Genomic DNA, 16,181 nt, shown 5'->3' with positions numbered 1-16,181 from the left:
TTTATAATGATGAAGATACACTATTTTCCAATTCGGCGTACCATTCTGCTCCATATTTTCTTATGAGCGGTCCTTTTAAGAACTGATAAACCGGAACTTTAAGCTCCCGGCCAAAGGTACAGGCATCACTACAGATACTCCACCGGTCGTAATTTAATACGTCAAACTCTGGATATTGGGTAATACGGATAGGATATAAATGACAAGAAATAGGCTTTTGCCAGTCTACCAAACCTTGCTCGTAACCTTTTTCAATCCCGCATTTAGTGATGCCGTTTTCAAAAGTAACATAAGCACATTCTTTATTTCCATCTACACATGTTGTAGTTAAATCTCCATCTGCATCTACAACAGAAGTTCCCTGTTCTTCTATCGCTGCAACTCCTTTAGGTTCCAGTAAATGCTTAATTTTTGGATAAATTTCTGCAAGAATAGCACTTTCTTCGTGATCCAGTGGTGCACCAGAATCACCCTCTACACAGCAAATCCCTTTACATTTGTTCAAATTACAAACAAAGTTCTGACTGATCACGTCTTCATGAACCAGGGTATTTTGTACTTCTATCATTTATTAATTGTCTTCTTTAGCTATTGGGCCTTTTAATCCGTCAGCAGACTGTATTTCCATCGTTACTGAACCCACCAGAATCTCTACCTCGGCCTTTACAGGAATTCTGTTTTCATCATCGGTTATCCAAAGGTACAACTTACTATCCTTTTTGAAGATTCGGCCGGGTTGTATAGAAGGACTGAATTTTAGACAGCGGATTTTACCAATCTTAGTTTTTATAACTTCTTTACCTATATATTTAATTTCAAGTTTACTGATCCCATCCCCTAAAAAATAGTTTAGCGCAAATTGGTCCCCAATTTTCATTTTCCCCACATCAAGGCTCCGGGCAAAGTAATAGGCAGATACCAGGTCGAATGTTTGGTTCGTTGGCCCGGTAAACGTTCCCCGGTTAGACACCACTTTTTTGGTACTCTGGGTAAATCGTGCTTTATCTACCCTTCTGTAACTGGCCTCTCTAACATTCTCCTGATAAAAATAAGGAGTAAGCTCCTTTTTGTCGATGTAAGAATCATAATGATCCCTGATCTTATAAAAGATATCAAAAGTACCCGAAGTCTTTGCATCTACGGTAAGCTTATACGTATCGTTATTATCGAATTTAAGGTCCGAGTTGAGCACCTTAATTGTTGCTTCGGCCGCGGTGATAAAACCGTATTTCAGTTTATACTGTAATACTTCGCCAGCCTGAAATGCAGGTTCTTTCCTTAGAGGAAGTACTTGTGTATAACCATTTAAACAGGTAATCACACTTATCATTAGTAAAAATAAATATCTCATACCCTAATTTATACAAAAAGCAATCCAATTTCTAATCTTTGCGCTTATAGACCGGCACGGTTGAGCATGGCTCTCCGTACATGATACTTTTAACGACTGGTGTAAGCAGATTAGTAATCTCTACATAAGCAGCCACCGGAACCTCTATATCGCCGCAGCCTTTAACTACTACCCGCTCGTTCGCAAATGCCGCAATATCAATTTTTGTCAGTGCTTTGGTAAACAATACTGCTTCCAGTGTTTCCAAACTGCCAAACACCACCTCATTGGCATAAGGTTTAAGTTTATTGGCCAGTAACATATATGCCCAGGTTGGCACAATGGCATCTGCGCTGCAAATGACAGCCACATTTTTATCTGTAAAAACAGACCAGTCATTAGTTTTAATAAACTCCCTGAAATCCTTTTCTCTCAACATTAAACCGTGGAAGAGATTGTCCTTGATGTCATAGACTACCCTTTCTCCACGATGATAATAATCTTCCAGATTTAAAGTGATCAGGCCACTGCTGGCAACTTTATTAACAAAATTTTCCTGAATCTCCATAGCTGTACATAAAAAAAGCCGGAGGTATAATTACCTCCGGCTACAAAATTACGTAAAATAAGATTAATAGAATTTCACCCTATTGTCTTTTATCTCGCTTTTATCTTGCAAAGCCTGGAAAGCTGCACCTAATGAGCGCTGAGCAATTCCTAAAGCCATGGTTTCTTTCTGTTTAAAAGTATTACCAAGCGGAGCAGGATTGTTAAAACCCAACACGGTATACACGTAGACTCCATTTGAACCTTCAACAGGTTTAGATAACTTACCAACAGACGAGCCAAATACACTTCCAATTAGTTTGTTTTCTTGAGCTGCACCCGGAACAATTGGGTTAGAGAACACAATGTTCTGAACAGGCACAACTGGTTTGCCTAACTTTTTAGCCACCTGATCTAAATTACCTGCGCCTTGTAAAGCAGCAGTAATTTTTTCAGTAAGCATTTTTGCTTTTACCGCATTGCGTACCATCGGTTCAATTTCTTTCTTAACCAGATCAAGAGAAAGTTGGCCTTTTGGCTTAATTTCAGTTAAACGCGCTACCACATAGGCGTTTTCCATAGTATACACCTGGCTAAGGACATCACCTTTATCAGCTGCATAAATGTCTTTAATTAACGGGCGTGGGTTATCTAAGCCAGGCGCATAACCTTGATTTGCCGTCACTTTATCTGCAACACCAACTGTATAGCTCATTTTTTGGGCCAGTTCAGTGAAATTATCAGATTTAACTTCAGCTAAGAAATTAGTTGCTTTTTTGTAAGCAGCAGATTTTGTTTTACTGCTTGGCGCTAAACTTTTCTCTATATAAGCCAGTTTAACAACTTTGCTTGAACCAACTTGTTTCTCAATTTTAATTAAATGCACACCAAACTGAGAACGTACAATTTTTAAGTCGCCCGCTTGCCCGTTGAATGCAGCATTTTCAAATTCAGGAACCATTTGTCCACGTGCAAATGTACCCAGTTCGCCACCTTTATCTTTAGAGCCATCTACGCTGTAGGTTAATGCTAGTGAAGCAAAACTCGCTCCTTTAGCCAACATTCCTTTTAAGGAATCAGCAAGCTTTTCAGCTTTATCTACACCACCTAATTTAGCAGGATCTAAAAGAATATGAGATGCTTTAACTGAATCCGGAGAGAAACGTGCATCAACAACTTTAGCCAGTTTATAAGAATTTCCAGAAAACACAGGACCATAATAACTGCCGGCAGGCAAAGCAAATACAGCAGAATCAACCGCAGGATCTAATTTTCCCTTAGTTAAAAAAGTGTAAGGTACTTTCACATCAGAATTTACAGATGCAAATAAAGAATCATTTTTAGACGTTCTAAAATCTGCAGCCAGTTTTTCAATTTGTGTTTTAGCCAGTAAAGTATCTTCTTTAGTTGGATTGATGTTAAAAGAAACATAATCAAATGTTCTGGTCTCTGCAGGATTATCAAAACGTTTTTTGTTCTCGTCGTAATAATCTGAGTAATCACCATCAGTAGGTTTTACAGAAGCATCAGGAATGCTTGCATAATCCAGACTTACATAATTGAAGTTAGCCAGCTTATTTCTGTTCAAATAATCATCATTTGCCTCTAGCGACGTCACATAAATGGAGTTCTTAACTAAAGCAGCATATTTTTGTTGTAAAGTCTGTTTTTCAATTTCAGTCTGCAACAAATCCCATTGCTTGGCCAGCTCAGGATTTTTACCAGATGATTTTAAGGAATTAATTACAGCAGCACGATCTACCTGACCAGTTTGTTGATTTCCGAAATACTGAACAATTAAAGGACTCAAGTTTTGACCTTTGTATAAAAGATCTACCAACTCATCACCAGAAACCGAAAGTCCTAATCTGTTGTATTCTTTGGTTAACAGCACATTTGCTATTTCACCATTCCAGGCTTGCTCTACAGCCATTGCCTGCATTTGAGGATTTACACTCCCGCCATATTGCTGTTTGAACTGAGCAACACTTTGATCTACTTTCGGTGTAAATTCTTCTATACTGATATCTTCACCATCTACTGAACCCACAACCCTGTCAGATTCGGCCCAGAAAGGCTTACCTACGTTAATTGCGTCGCTCAATAAAAATGCAACAATTGCAAAACCAATGGCTCCTATCAATATATAGCCTGCGCGGTTCCGCAAAAATGTCATTAAACCCATAATACTACCTATTTATATATTTTTTTTAGAGGGCGCAAGATACAACTTTTGAATAAAAAAGAAAATTTAATCTTAGGGAGCAATATTCCCCTTTAAATACGTTTGCCCTTTACCAATATCGGTATTGACATAACTGAAATCTTGTGGTGCGCTAAAGTTTACGGCATCAAAAGTAGTACCGTCTGGCTTGGTCACAATACCTTGCGGAGAGAAGAACATTTTTTTGTTCTGGTCCCAGGTCAGTTCTTCCGTATTAAAGGTGAGGTTATCGTTGATCACCACTACATTTTTCTTGAAAATGGTGAGCTGTTCTGTTTCTTTCATGATGGCATATTCCGAAGTGATGCTTCCCGATTTTTTAAGAAACTGATCAAAAAAATCAATTTTTACACCCTTTGGCATTTCCTGATACTGACCACCTTTTTTTGGTGTAACTTTATCCAGTACAGGGGCATATCCTTTAGCCTTAACCTTCGCAGAATCACTATAAATGAGTTCTACCCCGTATGTTCTGTCGGAAGTAAAAGTAACCTTGTTTGCGGCAATAGCGGCTGCCTTTTTAAGATCATCATCCGTGCATGACACCAGAAGCACCTGCAAAAGGCCCAGTATAACTACACTGAATAGTATACTCCGGCCTTTCATTATTGGAACTTAAATCTTCTGAACCACTTATCATTTAAGGTAAAACCTAAATGAAAGTTGATATAACGTTCTTCCAGCAAACCATTAGAAATTGAACCTCTTTTTCCAAGCTCTGTGGTAAAGTTTACCTTATAAAAAGTTAATCCACTTGGCGATGGTGCTAATGGAAATCCAAAACCAAAAGTAATGGCCATTTGCTTAATATCCTGGTTATTCAAGTTAATAGACGTTTTATCATAAGCAAAACCCAAACGATAATCTACACGCTTAAAATAACTTCCGATGGAAGTTACATCAGGAGTAATCTGAGAACCTATAGAAAAGCCGTAAGTATCTTGTAAACCCTGGTTTTGGTTATCAATAGAAAACTCAGACCATTTACCCATTCTGTAGTCTGCACCGATTAACCACTTGTTGTCTTTTTGCAAAACAACGCCAAAGTTATGAAGCAATGGAAGTTTAAGGTTTGTTTTCTCATTTTCAGTAAACACAAGGGTATCAATTGCAGTCAGTTCATCACCTGAGGTCTGGTCTTTAAAGTATTGCGTAGCTACATAAGATTTTCTGGAATTTACTTTTGAAGATGAAGATCCTGAATATCCTAAAGTAAGCGAAGTTTTATTACCCAGCGGTATATCATACTGTGCACCGTAAGAATAGCTCATTCCACCTACGCTATTTTTATTTTGCATCCTTGAATTAATGGCAGTAGCATCCACAAATTCTGTAGAACGGGATTGCAATAGGTTTCCAAACAGATATTCAGCATTTGCGCCAATCCTGAAGTGATCTCCTAATCCAATACCATAGCCAATATAAGCTTTGGTGATCCCACCCTCGCCGGCATAAATGTAATTGGCCACCTGACTAGACGGATTGGAAGGTGTAGATAAAGTAGTCTGGTTTTCAAACTGGTACCCTAATTCAGAGAAAGGCATAATACCAAAACTCAACGCAGAACGGCGGGTAATAGGAAATGCAAGCGCAACGTGACTTAAAGTTGAATTGAAACTAGATTCACTAGCAGAAGAATTTCTTAACTCTGTAATTCCTCCGGTCATCCCCACATCTATAGTGGTCAGGTTGATCCCCGCATATGATGAAGGATTTTGCATGTTAATGGTATTGTACGCGCTCAATGAACCATTAGGTCTATAAATTGCTGTTGAAATTCCACCCATAGCCCTCAATTGAGGCAATATAGAACCTTTAATGTTTCCAACTCCATATCTGGAATATGGCGACTGTGTAGTAACCTGAGCTTGTGCAGCGACACCAGTTATCAACACTAAAGCAGCAGCTATATAATTAATTTTTTTGTACATATTCAAACGCAATGACTTCATTTAATCCTTTTAACACGAAATAGGGATCGTATATAATTTGAGGCGCAAAGATGCTGTTTTTTAATTGTTTCCGCAAAAAGCCTGCATCTCCGCCCGTAATAACAATTTTTAATCCCTTATATTTTTCATTCTGAAGGGCAATAAACCCTTCTACTTCATTAATTACTCCTTGTAAAACACCATTTTGCATGGCTGTTTCTGTATCTACACCGATTGGTATATCTGCATCCTTATCCCATTTTAAAAGAGGAAGTCTTTTTGTAAAGTGGTGTAAAGAGGCGAACCGCATCCCAATTCCCAAACTTATGGAACCTCCAAAGTACTGGCTTTTATCGTTCAGCAGATCATAGGTAATACATGTTCCTGCATCAATCATAAAGCAGTTTTGCTTTGGAAAAAGCCGATGTGCTGAAATTACCTTTGCCCATCTGTCCAGTCCCAAAGTTGAAGGTGTTTTGTATTGGTTATCGATTTCAGAAAAAAGCCCGTCTTCAGCTCCTCCTTTTGTCGTAAACGCTATGTATTTGGTGCGTGTATTCAAAATTGTTACCAGCTCTCCTGCATCAGCCCCAACAGTAGAAAGAATTGAATTTTGAATGGCAAACCTATCGATCAGATCAATTAGCAATGCTTCATCTAATTTCGGTACTACATGATAATGAACCATTTCATTGCCTTTAAAAACAGCTATTTTGCTGTTGGTATTGCCAATATCAAGGATCAAATTATGCATTTTCAATCTTCATGGCACAAAGCTATTAATCTTTACCAAGTTTCAACTGTACATTTTGTTAAAAAAAGTTAAACAAACAGAAAGTACTGGATGGCCAAAACCAAAATAAGAAATAAACTTTCATAGAACCATTTTTTGGTAGCATTAGAAAAATAATAGGCCAGCAAGACGGCTCCCGGAGGTATGCAAAGCAGAAAGTGTGATAACCTGAAATCTGGCTTTGTATAGAAGCTTACAATACCCAAAATAAACATAAAGAAAAGCATTTGAAAAGCTTTACGGGTGCTGATAAAACTTCTGAAAAAGTTTTCACGCAATTGAACCATCGCTAAAACCATCATAACTGATACCGGAACTAATACCAGATAGTCATTGTAATTAATTTTAAATGCTGAAGGAAATTTGTTGGCAAGAGGTAACCATATTTTGTAAAACATAGCCAAATGATCATTCCAGTAATAGAATACGGCTAAAAAGAAGAAAATAATGATAAAACCTACCAGTCCTGAAACCCATTCGCGCCAATCAAATGAACGATACAATAGTAAACTGAGCCAAAGCATCAGCAACATCACAATAAAGGGGAAATAAATCAGCGTACCTATAGCGATGATCATCCCAATATCAAACATAATCATGATGGCAGAAGGGGACTTCCCTATCTTTAGAAATTTATCCATCATCCAAATCAGCAGGAAATTGCAAATCAAGGTAGGACTTAATACCAGAAAGGGCATGAAAAGGCTGGCGCCAGTAATATACATTAAAGCAGGCAGATAACTGGGCTTGGCCAACAAGCCGTGGTTATTAATTATTCTATTGAACAGAATAGCCTGTGTAAATGTCAATATTGCCGCAAAAATTACATTCCCCAGGGCAGTAAAACCATTTCCCAAGGGGAGATTAATAAAAAACTTCGCATACGGCTCGAGGAACTCAACATTCAGGGCTGGCGGAAGGTCTGCAAAAATTGCCATTCGCATAAAAAAAGTATATACGAACAGGATAAGCAGGTTTATGGGATGCGATGTTCTAAACTGATTAATCATGCCTTTACAGACACAAAGTAAAGGAAATTATCTGGCAAACTGGTTCACAACTTTGTCAATCACGGCTGCAGTTTCATCAGGAAAATGAAAAACATGCTCCTGTGGTTGTGATACCCATTCTTTAATAACTGGCAACCAGTTTTTATTGCTTCCCCAAATTACCGGCAAGCCAAATTGCCTTAGGGCAAAAGCATTACACTGCTGTTCATATTGGAATTTCATAGGAGCCACCAGAAGTTTTTTGCCCATATATAGCGCTTCGGCCGGCCCCTCAAAACCACCTCCAGTGAACAATCCGGTACAGCTTGCCAGGCTTTTATTAAAGAACTCATTGTTTACAGGCTGTACTGATACATTTCCGTCAATATAGCTGAGTCGTGTATGCTTAGAAAAGACTTCCCACTTTATATGAGGTATATTTTTAAGTATAGGAACCAGAAACTGATCGTCTATTGCAGGAAGATAAACCGTATAATGTCCAAGATCTGAAATTACCATATTTCTGATCTCTGCCCGAATTACCGGCGTATAGATGAAATCGTCATAACGGTCAAAATGAAAACCAACATGATGTGTTGCCGGCGCATAATATTTCATCACCAATTGTGCCCAGTCTATACTTTTAGGCTTGGGTACATGCCTGGATTCAAAAGAAGCCTGATGACTTAGCGCAACACTTTCAATACGCTGCTGCTTACAGGCCCAGGCAGTAACCGGCTCAAAATCATTCAAAATCAGGTTGTATTCTTTTAATGGAACCACACGCATATCTTTTGCAAAACGCCTAAGGTTCATGGTTTTCCAGGTTTTGTAGTGATCTACCCCACCCTTTTTACCAAATATGAAGCTAAAACCGTGAAACTGGTACTTCACCTCCTGACTTAACTTCACATCTGCTTGCGTACCGCTAATGAGCAGATCTACTTCACCGTGTTGCTGTAGTAAAGGAATAATTTCTCTTGCACGGCTAATGTGACCATTTCCGGTACCTTGAATGGCATATAGTATTTTCATCCGCAACTAATATCTGTAAAAAATCTCGCTACGCAATTTCTAACTTGATTTTTTGAAGCAGTATATTAATATCCAGCTTACTATGTAAATCTTCACTATCAGATAAACTACCTTCCTCAGCAACATCCTTTTCAAAATCTTTAGCATCATACTTAAAGATGCTCCAGTTTTTATCCTGATATTCCAGTGCAGTGAGGTTTTCAACCCAATCGCCACTATTCAAATAGGTTACCTTACCATGTTCAGAATTGATTTGGCGCATTTCCGATTGATGAATGTGCCCACAAACTACATATTCATAACCATTTTCTATGGCCAGGTCTGCCGCAGTTTGCTCAAAGCTATTGATAAACTTTACAGCATCTTTAAATTGTGCTTTTACTTTTTTAGAAAAACTCATTTTTTCCCTTCCAAGACATTTCAGGCACCAGTTTACAAAACTGTTAATCAGGATTAAACTATCATATCCGATAGCACCCAATTTAGCCAGCCATTTGGAATGCTGCATCGTAACATCAAAGATATCTCCATGAAAAAACCATGCTTTTTTACCATCCAGCTCCAATACCAATTTATCCTGAAGATGGAAAGTTCCCATGTGCATGTCCGAAAACTTACGCAGCATTTCGTCATGATTACCCGTTAGGTAATAAACAGGCACGCCTTCTACTATAAACTTCATCAGCTTACGCACTACTTTCATGTGGGTTTCCGGCCAATACCTTTTACTGAACTGCCAAATATCGATGATATCGCCATTTAAGATCAATAGCTTAGGCTTAATACTTTTAAGATACTTTAACAACTCCTTGGCATGGCAACCGTACGTACCTAAATGCACGTCAGAAATAACCACAATTTCAACCTCTCTTTTAGATGTCATCATCTTCTACCATTAGTTCATAAGGGCCAAAAACAAATGCAACGACTGCAACAATGAATAGCAATAAGGCAATTTCTTGCATAAGGTTTCAGTTTATCAACACAAAAATGCAATAGTCAGGTTAATAAGCTGTTAAGGAGATGTTATGATTTAAAGCCTCATTATACAACCTTAACGCAGCTTTTAAGAGGGGCAATGTTGAAGCTATAGAAGTGCATTATGTATTGAGTATGGCCTGAGACGTGTTTTACCGGAAAAACACGTTAAAATCCCGCTAAAATTATTGAAAATCCACGATGTGAATATACATCGGTCCTGATATCTATAATTTACATGTTAAGAATTGCTTGGTTAAAGCCAGTGGAAAAAAAAATTATAGTAAGGTATCTACAGATTATTCCTGTAGATACCTTACAAATTATGCGGCTTTCTTTTTATTTTCTGTGTAGAAAGCAAAACCTATTGCCCCCATTAGCAGGATAGAACCTAACAGTGAAATCTTCTCTCCCATGTAATAAGAAACCGGTTCAAACTTAAACTCTACCTTGTGGTTTCCTGCTTCAAGCTGCGCAGCACGCAGCACGTAATCTGCCCTGAAATATGGCTTTTCAATACCATCGATATACATATTCCAACCTTTATCATAAAAGATCTCAGAGAAGACTGCAATTGCGGCATTTGGCGTACTGTAGTCGTACACTAAATGATCCGGGTGGTAGCTTTCCAGCTTAATGGAAGCTGTAGGGCCAGCTACACCAACTTTCTTATCGTCTATAAGGCTTTTATATTTCACATCAATAATGGCCTCTTGTTTAGGATCAAAACTGCTGATGGCCTTCATCTCCTGATCAGCATTTTGTGCAAACTGTACACTTTGCACAAACCATGCATTACCTGCAGCAGTAGCATTGCGCTGCATTTTGTACGATCCATTCTGCTGATCCTGAGTAATGATATATTTGGTATTTAGCATATCCAGTACATCCTGGTTGATGCTTTTTGAAAATTGTTTATCAATCAGTTCCTGGTAACGCTTAAGCTTTGCAGCATGATAACCACCCACTGTTTTGTGAAACTGTGAAGCACTGGCATCAGAGAAAGTAGAAATGGTTAAATCCAGCACCCTAAAATCAGGATCCTTATCTGCCAGGATAAAAGTATCCACATCACGTGCTTGAAAATGGTTGTTTAAATCGGCTTTGCTGGCAAAATTACTATTGTTTAAGTAACGTCTGTCTACCTGCCACATATCTATTAGTACTACAAGGCCCAATAAGATAAATACCATCTGTGCATTCATCTTTTTGGTTAAATAAGCCCATACCAAAGCATACGCTACGGCAATGAAAAAGAAAGACCTCCAGGCATCGGCCTTTGCCACATCAGCACGATCGGCAATTAAAGCATTGGCAATATTTTGAGCCGCCCCACGGTTATTTTGCAGCATCTGCGTCAGGGCATCTGTCATTTGCGTATGCATGGCACTGCTAAAGCTAAAAAACACAGTTGGCATGATGGCCACCAGCAATGAAAACCCACCGGTAATACCTGCTGAAATGGTTAGCTTTTTTACCAGTGTTTTTTGGTCATATCCGCTTTCTAAAGCTTCTTTAACCGCCAGAATGGCCAACAAAGGCACCATTAATCCTGTAATGGCAAGGATTGATTCTACGGCCCGGAACTTGTTATATAATGGGAAATAGGCAAAGAAAATATCAGAAACAAATGGGAAGTTTTTACCAAAGGAAAGCAGCAAGAACAAAATAGTTGTTGCCAGTATCCACCATTTTAAGCGACTACGAACAACCAGCAAACCGAAGACAAAAAGGAAGCAAATGATAGCACCAAAATAATAGGGACCTGAAGTTCCGGGTTTTTCTCCCCAGTACTGCTGAAAGCCTACTTGTCCGGCAAGCTGCTGAATGGCTTGTGTAGGATCTCCACCTATTACACTTTGTAATGCAACATAGGTATGACTTTCTGGCTTAACAAGCGCATCTATACTTGTGGCCCCTCCGTAAAGATTGGGGATCAGAAAAGTAAAACACTCCCCCACACCCTGACTCCATCCATAAGCATACTCTTTAGACAAACCATTTTTTTCCTCAGCAGCATCAGATGTTAAATTTGAATTACCACGGTTGGATTCTTTTCCGTACTCATAAGTAGTCCATAATGTACCTGCATTAACCATTAACGCAATTACCGCACCTGCTGCCAAAAAACTCAAACTTTTACCAAAAGCGGCAAAACGTTTTTCTTTTATAGCGTTGTAAATCTCGATACCAATATAAATAAGCAAGGCGATAAACAAATAATACGTCATTTGTATATGGTTAGACCTGATCTCTAAAGCCATAAACAAGGCCAGCAAACTTCCGCCAAGCCAATATTTTCCGCGGAGCGTAAGGATTACACTCGCAATAATGGGTGCACAAAAAGCAATGGCCAGCGCCTTATTGCTATGTCCTGCCGCAATAATGATAAAATTATAAGAGGTAAAAGCGAAAGCTATAGCACCTGCAGCAGCAAGATACGGATTAACTTTAAGTACGCAGAACAGCAAATATGCACCCAGAAGATACAACAACACTGTATCCACAGGATCTGGCAGAACGATTTTCACAAAAGAGATCACATGACCTGCAATGTTCATTGGATATTGAGCCCAGATCTGGTAGGTGGGCATTCCGCCAAACATTTGGTTGGTCCACAAAGGGCCTTTACCATCTTTGGCTTTATAATCCATGATTTCCTTTTGCATGGCTTTTGCCTGCAAAACGTCACTTTGTGCAGGAGCTTTGCCTTGAATAACAGGGCTAAAGTATACAAAACAGATGATTACAAAAAATGCAATAATGGCCAGATGTATGCCATTCCTTTTAAACCAAGTATTCATTAAGAATTATATTAAATGTATTTATAACCCTCAAAAATATAAAAATGAAGGAAATAAGCCCTCATTAATAAAATTATAATTTACGCCCAAGCTTAAGGAGATCAGTATATATTTTTCTTCCCGCCTTACCTTTACCTTCTTCTTTTAAAAGATCGAGATGCCATAACACATAAAAATGTCCATCCAATAATTTGACGGTTTCAATCAGGTTTTCCCACTGAGATAGTATATCCTGATGCCTGAAATGTTTATCGATTTGCAAGCTCCTGTCGTTTATTGCCAATGGATGAACCAAGAGATGCGTGGTTTTTTCAAGCTGCAGATCGTACCAGTAAAATGGCGTACAGGTACCCGCCCTAAAACCAGGTGTAGCAGAATACCCCATGCGGTAATCGTTACCCCTGCCATCTTTAATAAGCTGGAGATAACTATTCGGCAACTGAACATCCCCGTCACATTCGTGATCCCAATACTGGCAGGGTTTCAGAAAAAACAGACCTTTAATGTTATTTGATTCATGTAATTGTTCCAGGTCATGGTGTATCTCAGCTATCTGCTGATCGTCTGCCGGCTTATTCAGGATAAAACGGCCCAGCTTTTTTAACAAAGTAATGGATGACTTATACCATCTGCCATTTTCTTCGGCAGTAGCATTATACAAACAAACCAATGGTATTAACTCAAAGCTCTTTTTACCAAAATATAGAGAAGGATAGTGCTTGAGCAAAATGTTCTTAAGGATTAACGCCCAGGCATCAATAACCGGGATATTTAATAGCTTCAACTTGTTTTGAAGACTCGCTTCCACCGGGTAATTGCCATTTGAATCAGGGGTATGTGGCAAATATTCTTCATAACGGCTTACAAAATAGAATGCTGCGGCAAAAACATCAAAAGGTAAAGCGCTACCTTCAACAGCAAAAGGGACAATCATATCTCCAAATGCTGTGGTTTTGATACTGGGCCGGGCAATGTTGTGCGCCAGCAAAAGATCTGCATTCTTAAAAAAGGGCTCTGCACCTACTGGTTGACCCGCATAGCTCATCTTTGGCAACTCCGACGACTTAAATTCTACCAGGTTAGAACTAAAGCCAACCTGGGTTTTTAAAACCTCTGTAAAGATAAAGTTAAAGATGTACTTTATCCGTGGTGTGAGTAAGGGTACATAAACCAGTAGCTTCATAGATGTCTATAAAAATAGAATATTCTATTCACATTTCAATACCTCAATATTTCTTATCTTTGATTTGCCTATGGAATTTAAACTCGTTTCTGATTATAAACCTACCGGAGATCAGCCTGCTGCCATTAAACAATTGGTTGAAGGTGTAAATACCGGCGACAACTACCAAACGCTTCTGGGAGTTACCGGATCCGGGAAAACTTTTACAGTAGCCAATGTCATTGAGCAAACGCAAAAACCGACTTTAATCCTGAGCCACAATAAAACATTGGCGGCTCAGCTCTATGGAGAATTTAAGCAGTTTTTCCCTGAAAATGCGGTCAATTACTTTGTCTCCTATTACGACTATTACCAGCCGGAAGCTTTCATTGCCAGTTCCAATACCTATATCGAGAAAGATTTAAGTATCAATGAAGAAATTGAAAAGTTAAGACTGCGCACAACTTCTGCCTTAATGTCTGGCAGAAGGGACGTGATTGTGGTATCCTCTATATCCTGCATCTATGGTATGGGTAATCCAGAAGATTTTTCACGTTCTGTATTCCGCTTCTCTGTTGGCACCAGGGTTTCCAGAAACTCATTTTTGCACAGCCTTGTAGAAATCCTTTACGCAAGAACCATAAACGATTTTAAAAGGGGAACCTTCCGTGTTAAGGGCGACACTGTTGATATCTTTCCTGCTTACCTGGACAATGCTTACCGGGTTTCTTTTTTCGGTGATGATATTGAAGAACTGAGTATGATTGATCCGGTAACGGGCAAGACCATTGAAAAGATGAAAGATATGGCCATTTATCCGGCCAATCTGTTTGTAACTCCAAAGGATCGGTTCAACTCTTCCATCTGGGGAATTCAGGAAGAATTGGAACTTAGAAAGAACCAGCTGATTGGTGACAGGCAATTACTTGAAGCAAAAAGGCTTGAGGAAAGGGTGAACTTTGATATTGAAATGATGAAGGAGCTGGGGTATTGCTCTGGTATTGAAAACTATTCCCGCTTCTTTGATGGTCGTTCTCCAGGTATGCGCCCCTTTTGCTTGCTGGACTATTTCCCTGATGACTATTTAATGGTGATTGACGAGAGCCATGTTACTGTCCCACAAATTAGGGCCATGTATGGAGGTGACCGTTCGCGCAAAATGTCATTGGTTGAATATGGCTTCCGCCTACCTTCGGCATTAGATAACCGTCCACTGAACTTTGAAGAGTTTGAACGTTTGGCCCCACAAACTATCTACGTGAGTGCCACACCTGCAGATTATGAACTGGAAAAATCCGATGGCGTGGTCATTGAACAGGTAATCCGCCCTACAGGACTTTTAGACCCTATTATTGAGGTACGACCAGCTGTTAACCAGGTTGATGATTTGTTAGATGAAATAGATAAAACAATAAAAAAAGGCGACAGGGTATTGGTGACTACCCTAACCAAGCGCATGGCAGAGGAACTGACCAAATACATGGACCGCCTGAATATCAAAGTACGTTATATCCACTCAGAGGTGAAAACACTGGAGCGTGTAGAAATCTTGAGAGGGCTCCGTCTTGGTGAATTTGATGTTTTAATCGGGATTAATTTATTAAGGGAAGGTCTGGATTTACCGGAAGTTTCATTCGTAGCCATCCTTGATGCAGATAAAGAGGGTTTCTTAAGGTCTGAACGTTCACTGATCCAGACCATTGGGCGTGCGGCACGTAACGACAGCGGAAGGGTAATTATGTATGCAGACAAAATCACAGACTCTATGGCCATAACCATGGATGAAACCAGCCGCCGCCGGGAAAAACAAATTGCCTACAATTTGGAACACGGTATTACACCGAAAACGGTAGGTAAAAGCCGTGAAGCCATTATAGAGCAGACTTCCGTACTGGATTTTAGCTCTGGTGAAAATAAACGTGCTAAAGCCTATGTTGAAATTGACGAAGTCTCAATGGCTGCTGATCCAATTGTACAGTACATGACTAAGCCAGAGATGCAAAAGTCTATTGATAAAACTAAAAAAGACATGGCTAAGGCCGCAAAAGACATGGACTTTCTATTGGCTGCACGCTTGCGTGACGAGATGTTTGCCATGGAAAAGGTATTTGAAGAAAGATTTGGTAAATAAATTATGGATGGTAAAAACCGAAATGACATCTATCCGGGCTTAGAGGTAGACATTATACTAAAAAAAGATCAACGCAGTGGAAAACTGACCAGAGGGATTGTATCTAACTTACTTACATCTGCAGCCTATCACTCAAGAGGTATAAAAGTTAGGTTGGAAGATGGCCAGATAGGCCGGGTGGCTGAAATTATTGAAGATTGATATTGTAAGGGTTATGCAATAATCTAACTCCTCCTGTAATAATAAAAACCCAAATGC

At 39.2% G+C, this 16,181-nt stretch carries 14 protein-coding genes; 2 read left to right on the top strand and 12 right to left on the bottom strand.

The features are described from left to right. Position 1: 1 nt before the first annotated feature. The 12 genes from LPB86_RS04950 to LPB86_RS04895 all read right to left on the bottom strand — a co-directional run bounded on the left by LPB86_RS04950 (position 2) and on the right by LPB86_RS04895 (position 13,813). The gene (locus tag LPB86_RS04950) at positions 2-568 is read right to left on the bottom strand and encodes a DUF3109 family protein (protein WP_230641549.1); all 567 of its coding nucleotides are present in this window, start codon (positions 566-568) and stop codon (positions 2-4) included. Positions 569-571: 3 nt separating this feature from the next. Further along, complete coding sequence (locus LPB86_RS04945; protein WP_230641548.1) at positions 572-1,351, bottom strand: DUF3108 domain-containing protein; 780 nt, start codon at positions 1,349-1,351, stop codon at positions 572-574. 31 nt (positions 1,352-1,382) lie between these two features. Further along, a complete protein-coding gene (locus LPB86_RS04940) occupies positions 1,383-1,898 on the bottom strand; it encodes a DUF2480 family protein (protein ID WP_230641547.1) in 516 nt (171 codons plus the stop codon). Between the two features lie 63 nt (positions 1,899-1,961). Further along, positions 1,962-4,061, bottom strand: coding sequence for a peptidylprolyl isomerase (locus LPB86_RS04935; protein ID WP_230641546.1), 2,100 nt, complete (start codon positions 4,059-4,061; stop codon positions 1,962-1,964). Positions 4,062-4,133: 72 nt separating this feature from the next. Further along, positions 4,134-4,706, bottom strand: a complete 573-nt coding sequence (locus LPB86_RS04930) for a hypothetical protein (RefSeq protein WP_230641545.1) — start codon at positions 4,704-4,706, stop codon at positions 4,134-4,136. Beyond that, on the bottom strand, positions 4,706-6,052 hold the full coding sequence (locus LPB86_RS04925; RefSeq protein ID WP_230641544.1) for an outer membrane protein transport protein: 1,347 nt from the start codon (positions 6,050-6,052) through the stop codon (positions 4,706-4,708). Before LPB86_RS04925 ends, LPB86_RS04930 begins: the two co-directional genes overlap by 1 nt. Then, positions 6,015-6,785, bottom strand: coding sequence for a type III pantothenate kinase (locus LPB86_RS04920; RefSeq protein ID WP_230641543.1), 771 nt, complete (start codon positions 6,783-6,785; stop codon positions 6,015-6,017). The genes LPB86_RS04925 and LPB86_RS04920 overlap by 38 nt, the downstream gene beginning before the upstream one ends. A gap of 68 nt (positions 6,786-6,853) precedes the next feature. After that, the gene (locus LPB86_RS04915; protein ID WP_230641542.1) at positions 6,854-7,762 is read right to left on the bottom strand and encodes a DUF6427 family protein; all 909 of its coding nucleotides are present in this window, start codon (positions 7,760-7,762) and stop codon (positions 6,854-6,856) included. 99 nt (positions 7,763-7,861) lie between these two features. Beyond that, on the bottom strand, positions 7,862-8,848 hold the full coding sequence (locus LPB86_RS04910; RefSeq protein WP_230641541.1) for a glycosyltransferase family protein: 987 nt from the start codon (positions 8,846-8,848) through the stop codon (positions 7,862-7,864). 28 nt (positions 8,849-8,876) lie between these two features. Beyond that, positions 8,877-9,734 (bottom strand): UDP-2,3-diacylglucosamine diphosphatase, encoded by an 858-nt coding sequence (locus LPB86_RS04905; protein ID WP_230641540.1) that lies wholly within the window; start codon positions 9,732-9,734, stop codon positions 8,877-8,879. 415 nt (positions 9,735-10,149) lie between these two features. After that, entirely contained in the window at positions 10,150-12,630 is a 2,481-nt protein-coding gene (locus LPB86_RS04900) for a YfhO family protein (protein ID WP_230641539.1), read from the bottom strand. A gap of 73 nt (positions 12,631-12,703) precedes the next feature. Further along, positions 12,704-13,813, bottom strand: coding sequence for a hypothetical protein (locus LPB86_RS04895; RefSeq protein WP_230641538.1), 1,110 nt, complete (start codon positions 13,811-13,813; stop codon positions 12,704-12,706). A 70-nt stretch (positions 13,814-13,883) separates the two neighbouring features. On the opposite strand from LPB86_RS04895, the gene uvrB reads away from it, so the two are divergent. Together uvrB and LPB86_RS04885 are read left to right on the top strand one after the other, a co-directional pair. Beyond that, the gene (uvrB, locus tag LPB86_RS04890) at positions 13,884-15,923 is read left to right on the top strand and encodes an excinuclease ABC subunit UvrB (protein WP_304622679.1); all 2,040 of its coding nucleotides are present in this window, start codon (positions 13,884-13,886) and stop codon (positions 15,921-15,923) included. 3 nt (positions 15,924-15,926) lie between these two features. Further along, positions 15,927-16,124 carry a YwbE family protein gene (locus LPB86_RS04885; protein ID WP_230641536.1) on the top strand — a complete coding sequence of 66 codons (198 nt, stop codon included), beginning with the start codon at positions 15,927-15,929 and terminating at the stop codon, positions 16,122-16,124. Positions 16,125-16,181: the final 57 nt, after the last annotated feature.

Source organism: Pedobacter sp. MC2016-14 (genome assembly GCF_020991475.1).
GTDB lineage: Bacteria > Bacteroidota > Bacteroidia > Sphingobacteriales > Sphingobacteriaceae > Pedobacter.
Note: the sequence above shows the minus strand (reverse complement) of the source record. Positions and strands in the feature narration are given on the sequence as shown.

Bases quoted from the DNA above. Each gene is read 5' to 3' on its own strand.
- LPB86_RS04930 (WP_230641545.1), bottom strand. From the start codon at position 4,706: ATGAAAGGCCGGAGTATACTATTCAGTGTAGTTATACTGGGCCTTTTG.
- LPB86_RS04940 (WP_230641547.1), bottom strand. From the start codon at position 1,898: ATGGAGATTCAGGAAAATTTTGTTAATAAAGTTGCCAGCAGTGGCCTG.
- LPB86_RS04945 (WP_230641548.1), bottom strand. From the start codon at position 1,351: ATGAGATATTTATTTTTACTAATGATAAGTGTGATTACCTGTTTAAAT.
- LPB86_RS04915 (WP_230641542.1), bottom strand. From the start codon at position 7,762: ATGGCAATTTTTGCAGACCTTCCGCCAGCCCTGAATGTTGAGTTCCTC.
- uvrB (WP_304622679.1), top strand. From the start codon at position 13,884: ATGGAATTTAAACTCGTTTCTGATTATAAACCTACCGGAGATCAGCCT.
- LPB86_RS04910 (WP_230641541.1), bottom strand. From the start codon at position 8,848: ATGAAAATACTATATGCCATTCAAGGTACCGGAAATGGTCACATTAGC.
- LPB86_RS04905 (WP_230641540.1), bottom strand. From the start codon at position 9,734: ATGATGACATCTAAAAGAGAGGTTGAAATTGTGGTTATTTCTGACGTG.
- LPB86_RS04925 (WP_230641544.1), bottom strand. From the start codon at position 6,052: ATGAAGTCATTGCGTTTGAATATGTACAAAAAAATTAATTATATAGCT.
- LPB86_RS04895 (WP_230641538.1), bottom strand. From the start codon at position 13,813: ATGAAGCTACTGGTTTATGTACCCTTACTCACACCACGGATAAAGTAC.
- LPB86_RS04900 (WP_230641539.1), bottom strand. From the start codon at position 12,630: ATGAATACTTGGTTTAAAAGGAATGGCATACATCTGGCCATTATTGCA.
- LPB86_RS04885 (WP_230641536.1), top strand. From the start codon at position 15,927: ATGGATGGTAAAAACCGAAATGACATCTATCCGGGCTTAGAGGTAGAC.
- LPB86_RS04935 (WP_230641546.1), bottom strand. From the start codon at position 4,061: ATGGGTTTAATGACATTTTTGCGGAACCGCGCAGGCTATATATTGATA.
- LPB86_RS04920 (WP_230641543.1), bottom strand. From the start codon at position 6,785: ATGCATAATTTGATCCTTGATATTGGCAATACCAACAGCAAAATAGCT.
- LPB86_RS04950 (WP_230641549.1), bottom strand. From the start codon at position 568: ATGATAGAAGTACAAAATACCCTGGTTCATGAAGACGTGATCAGTCAG.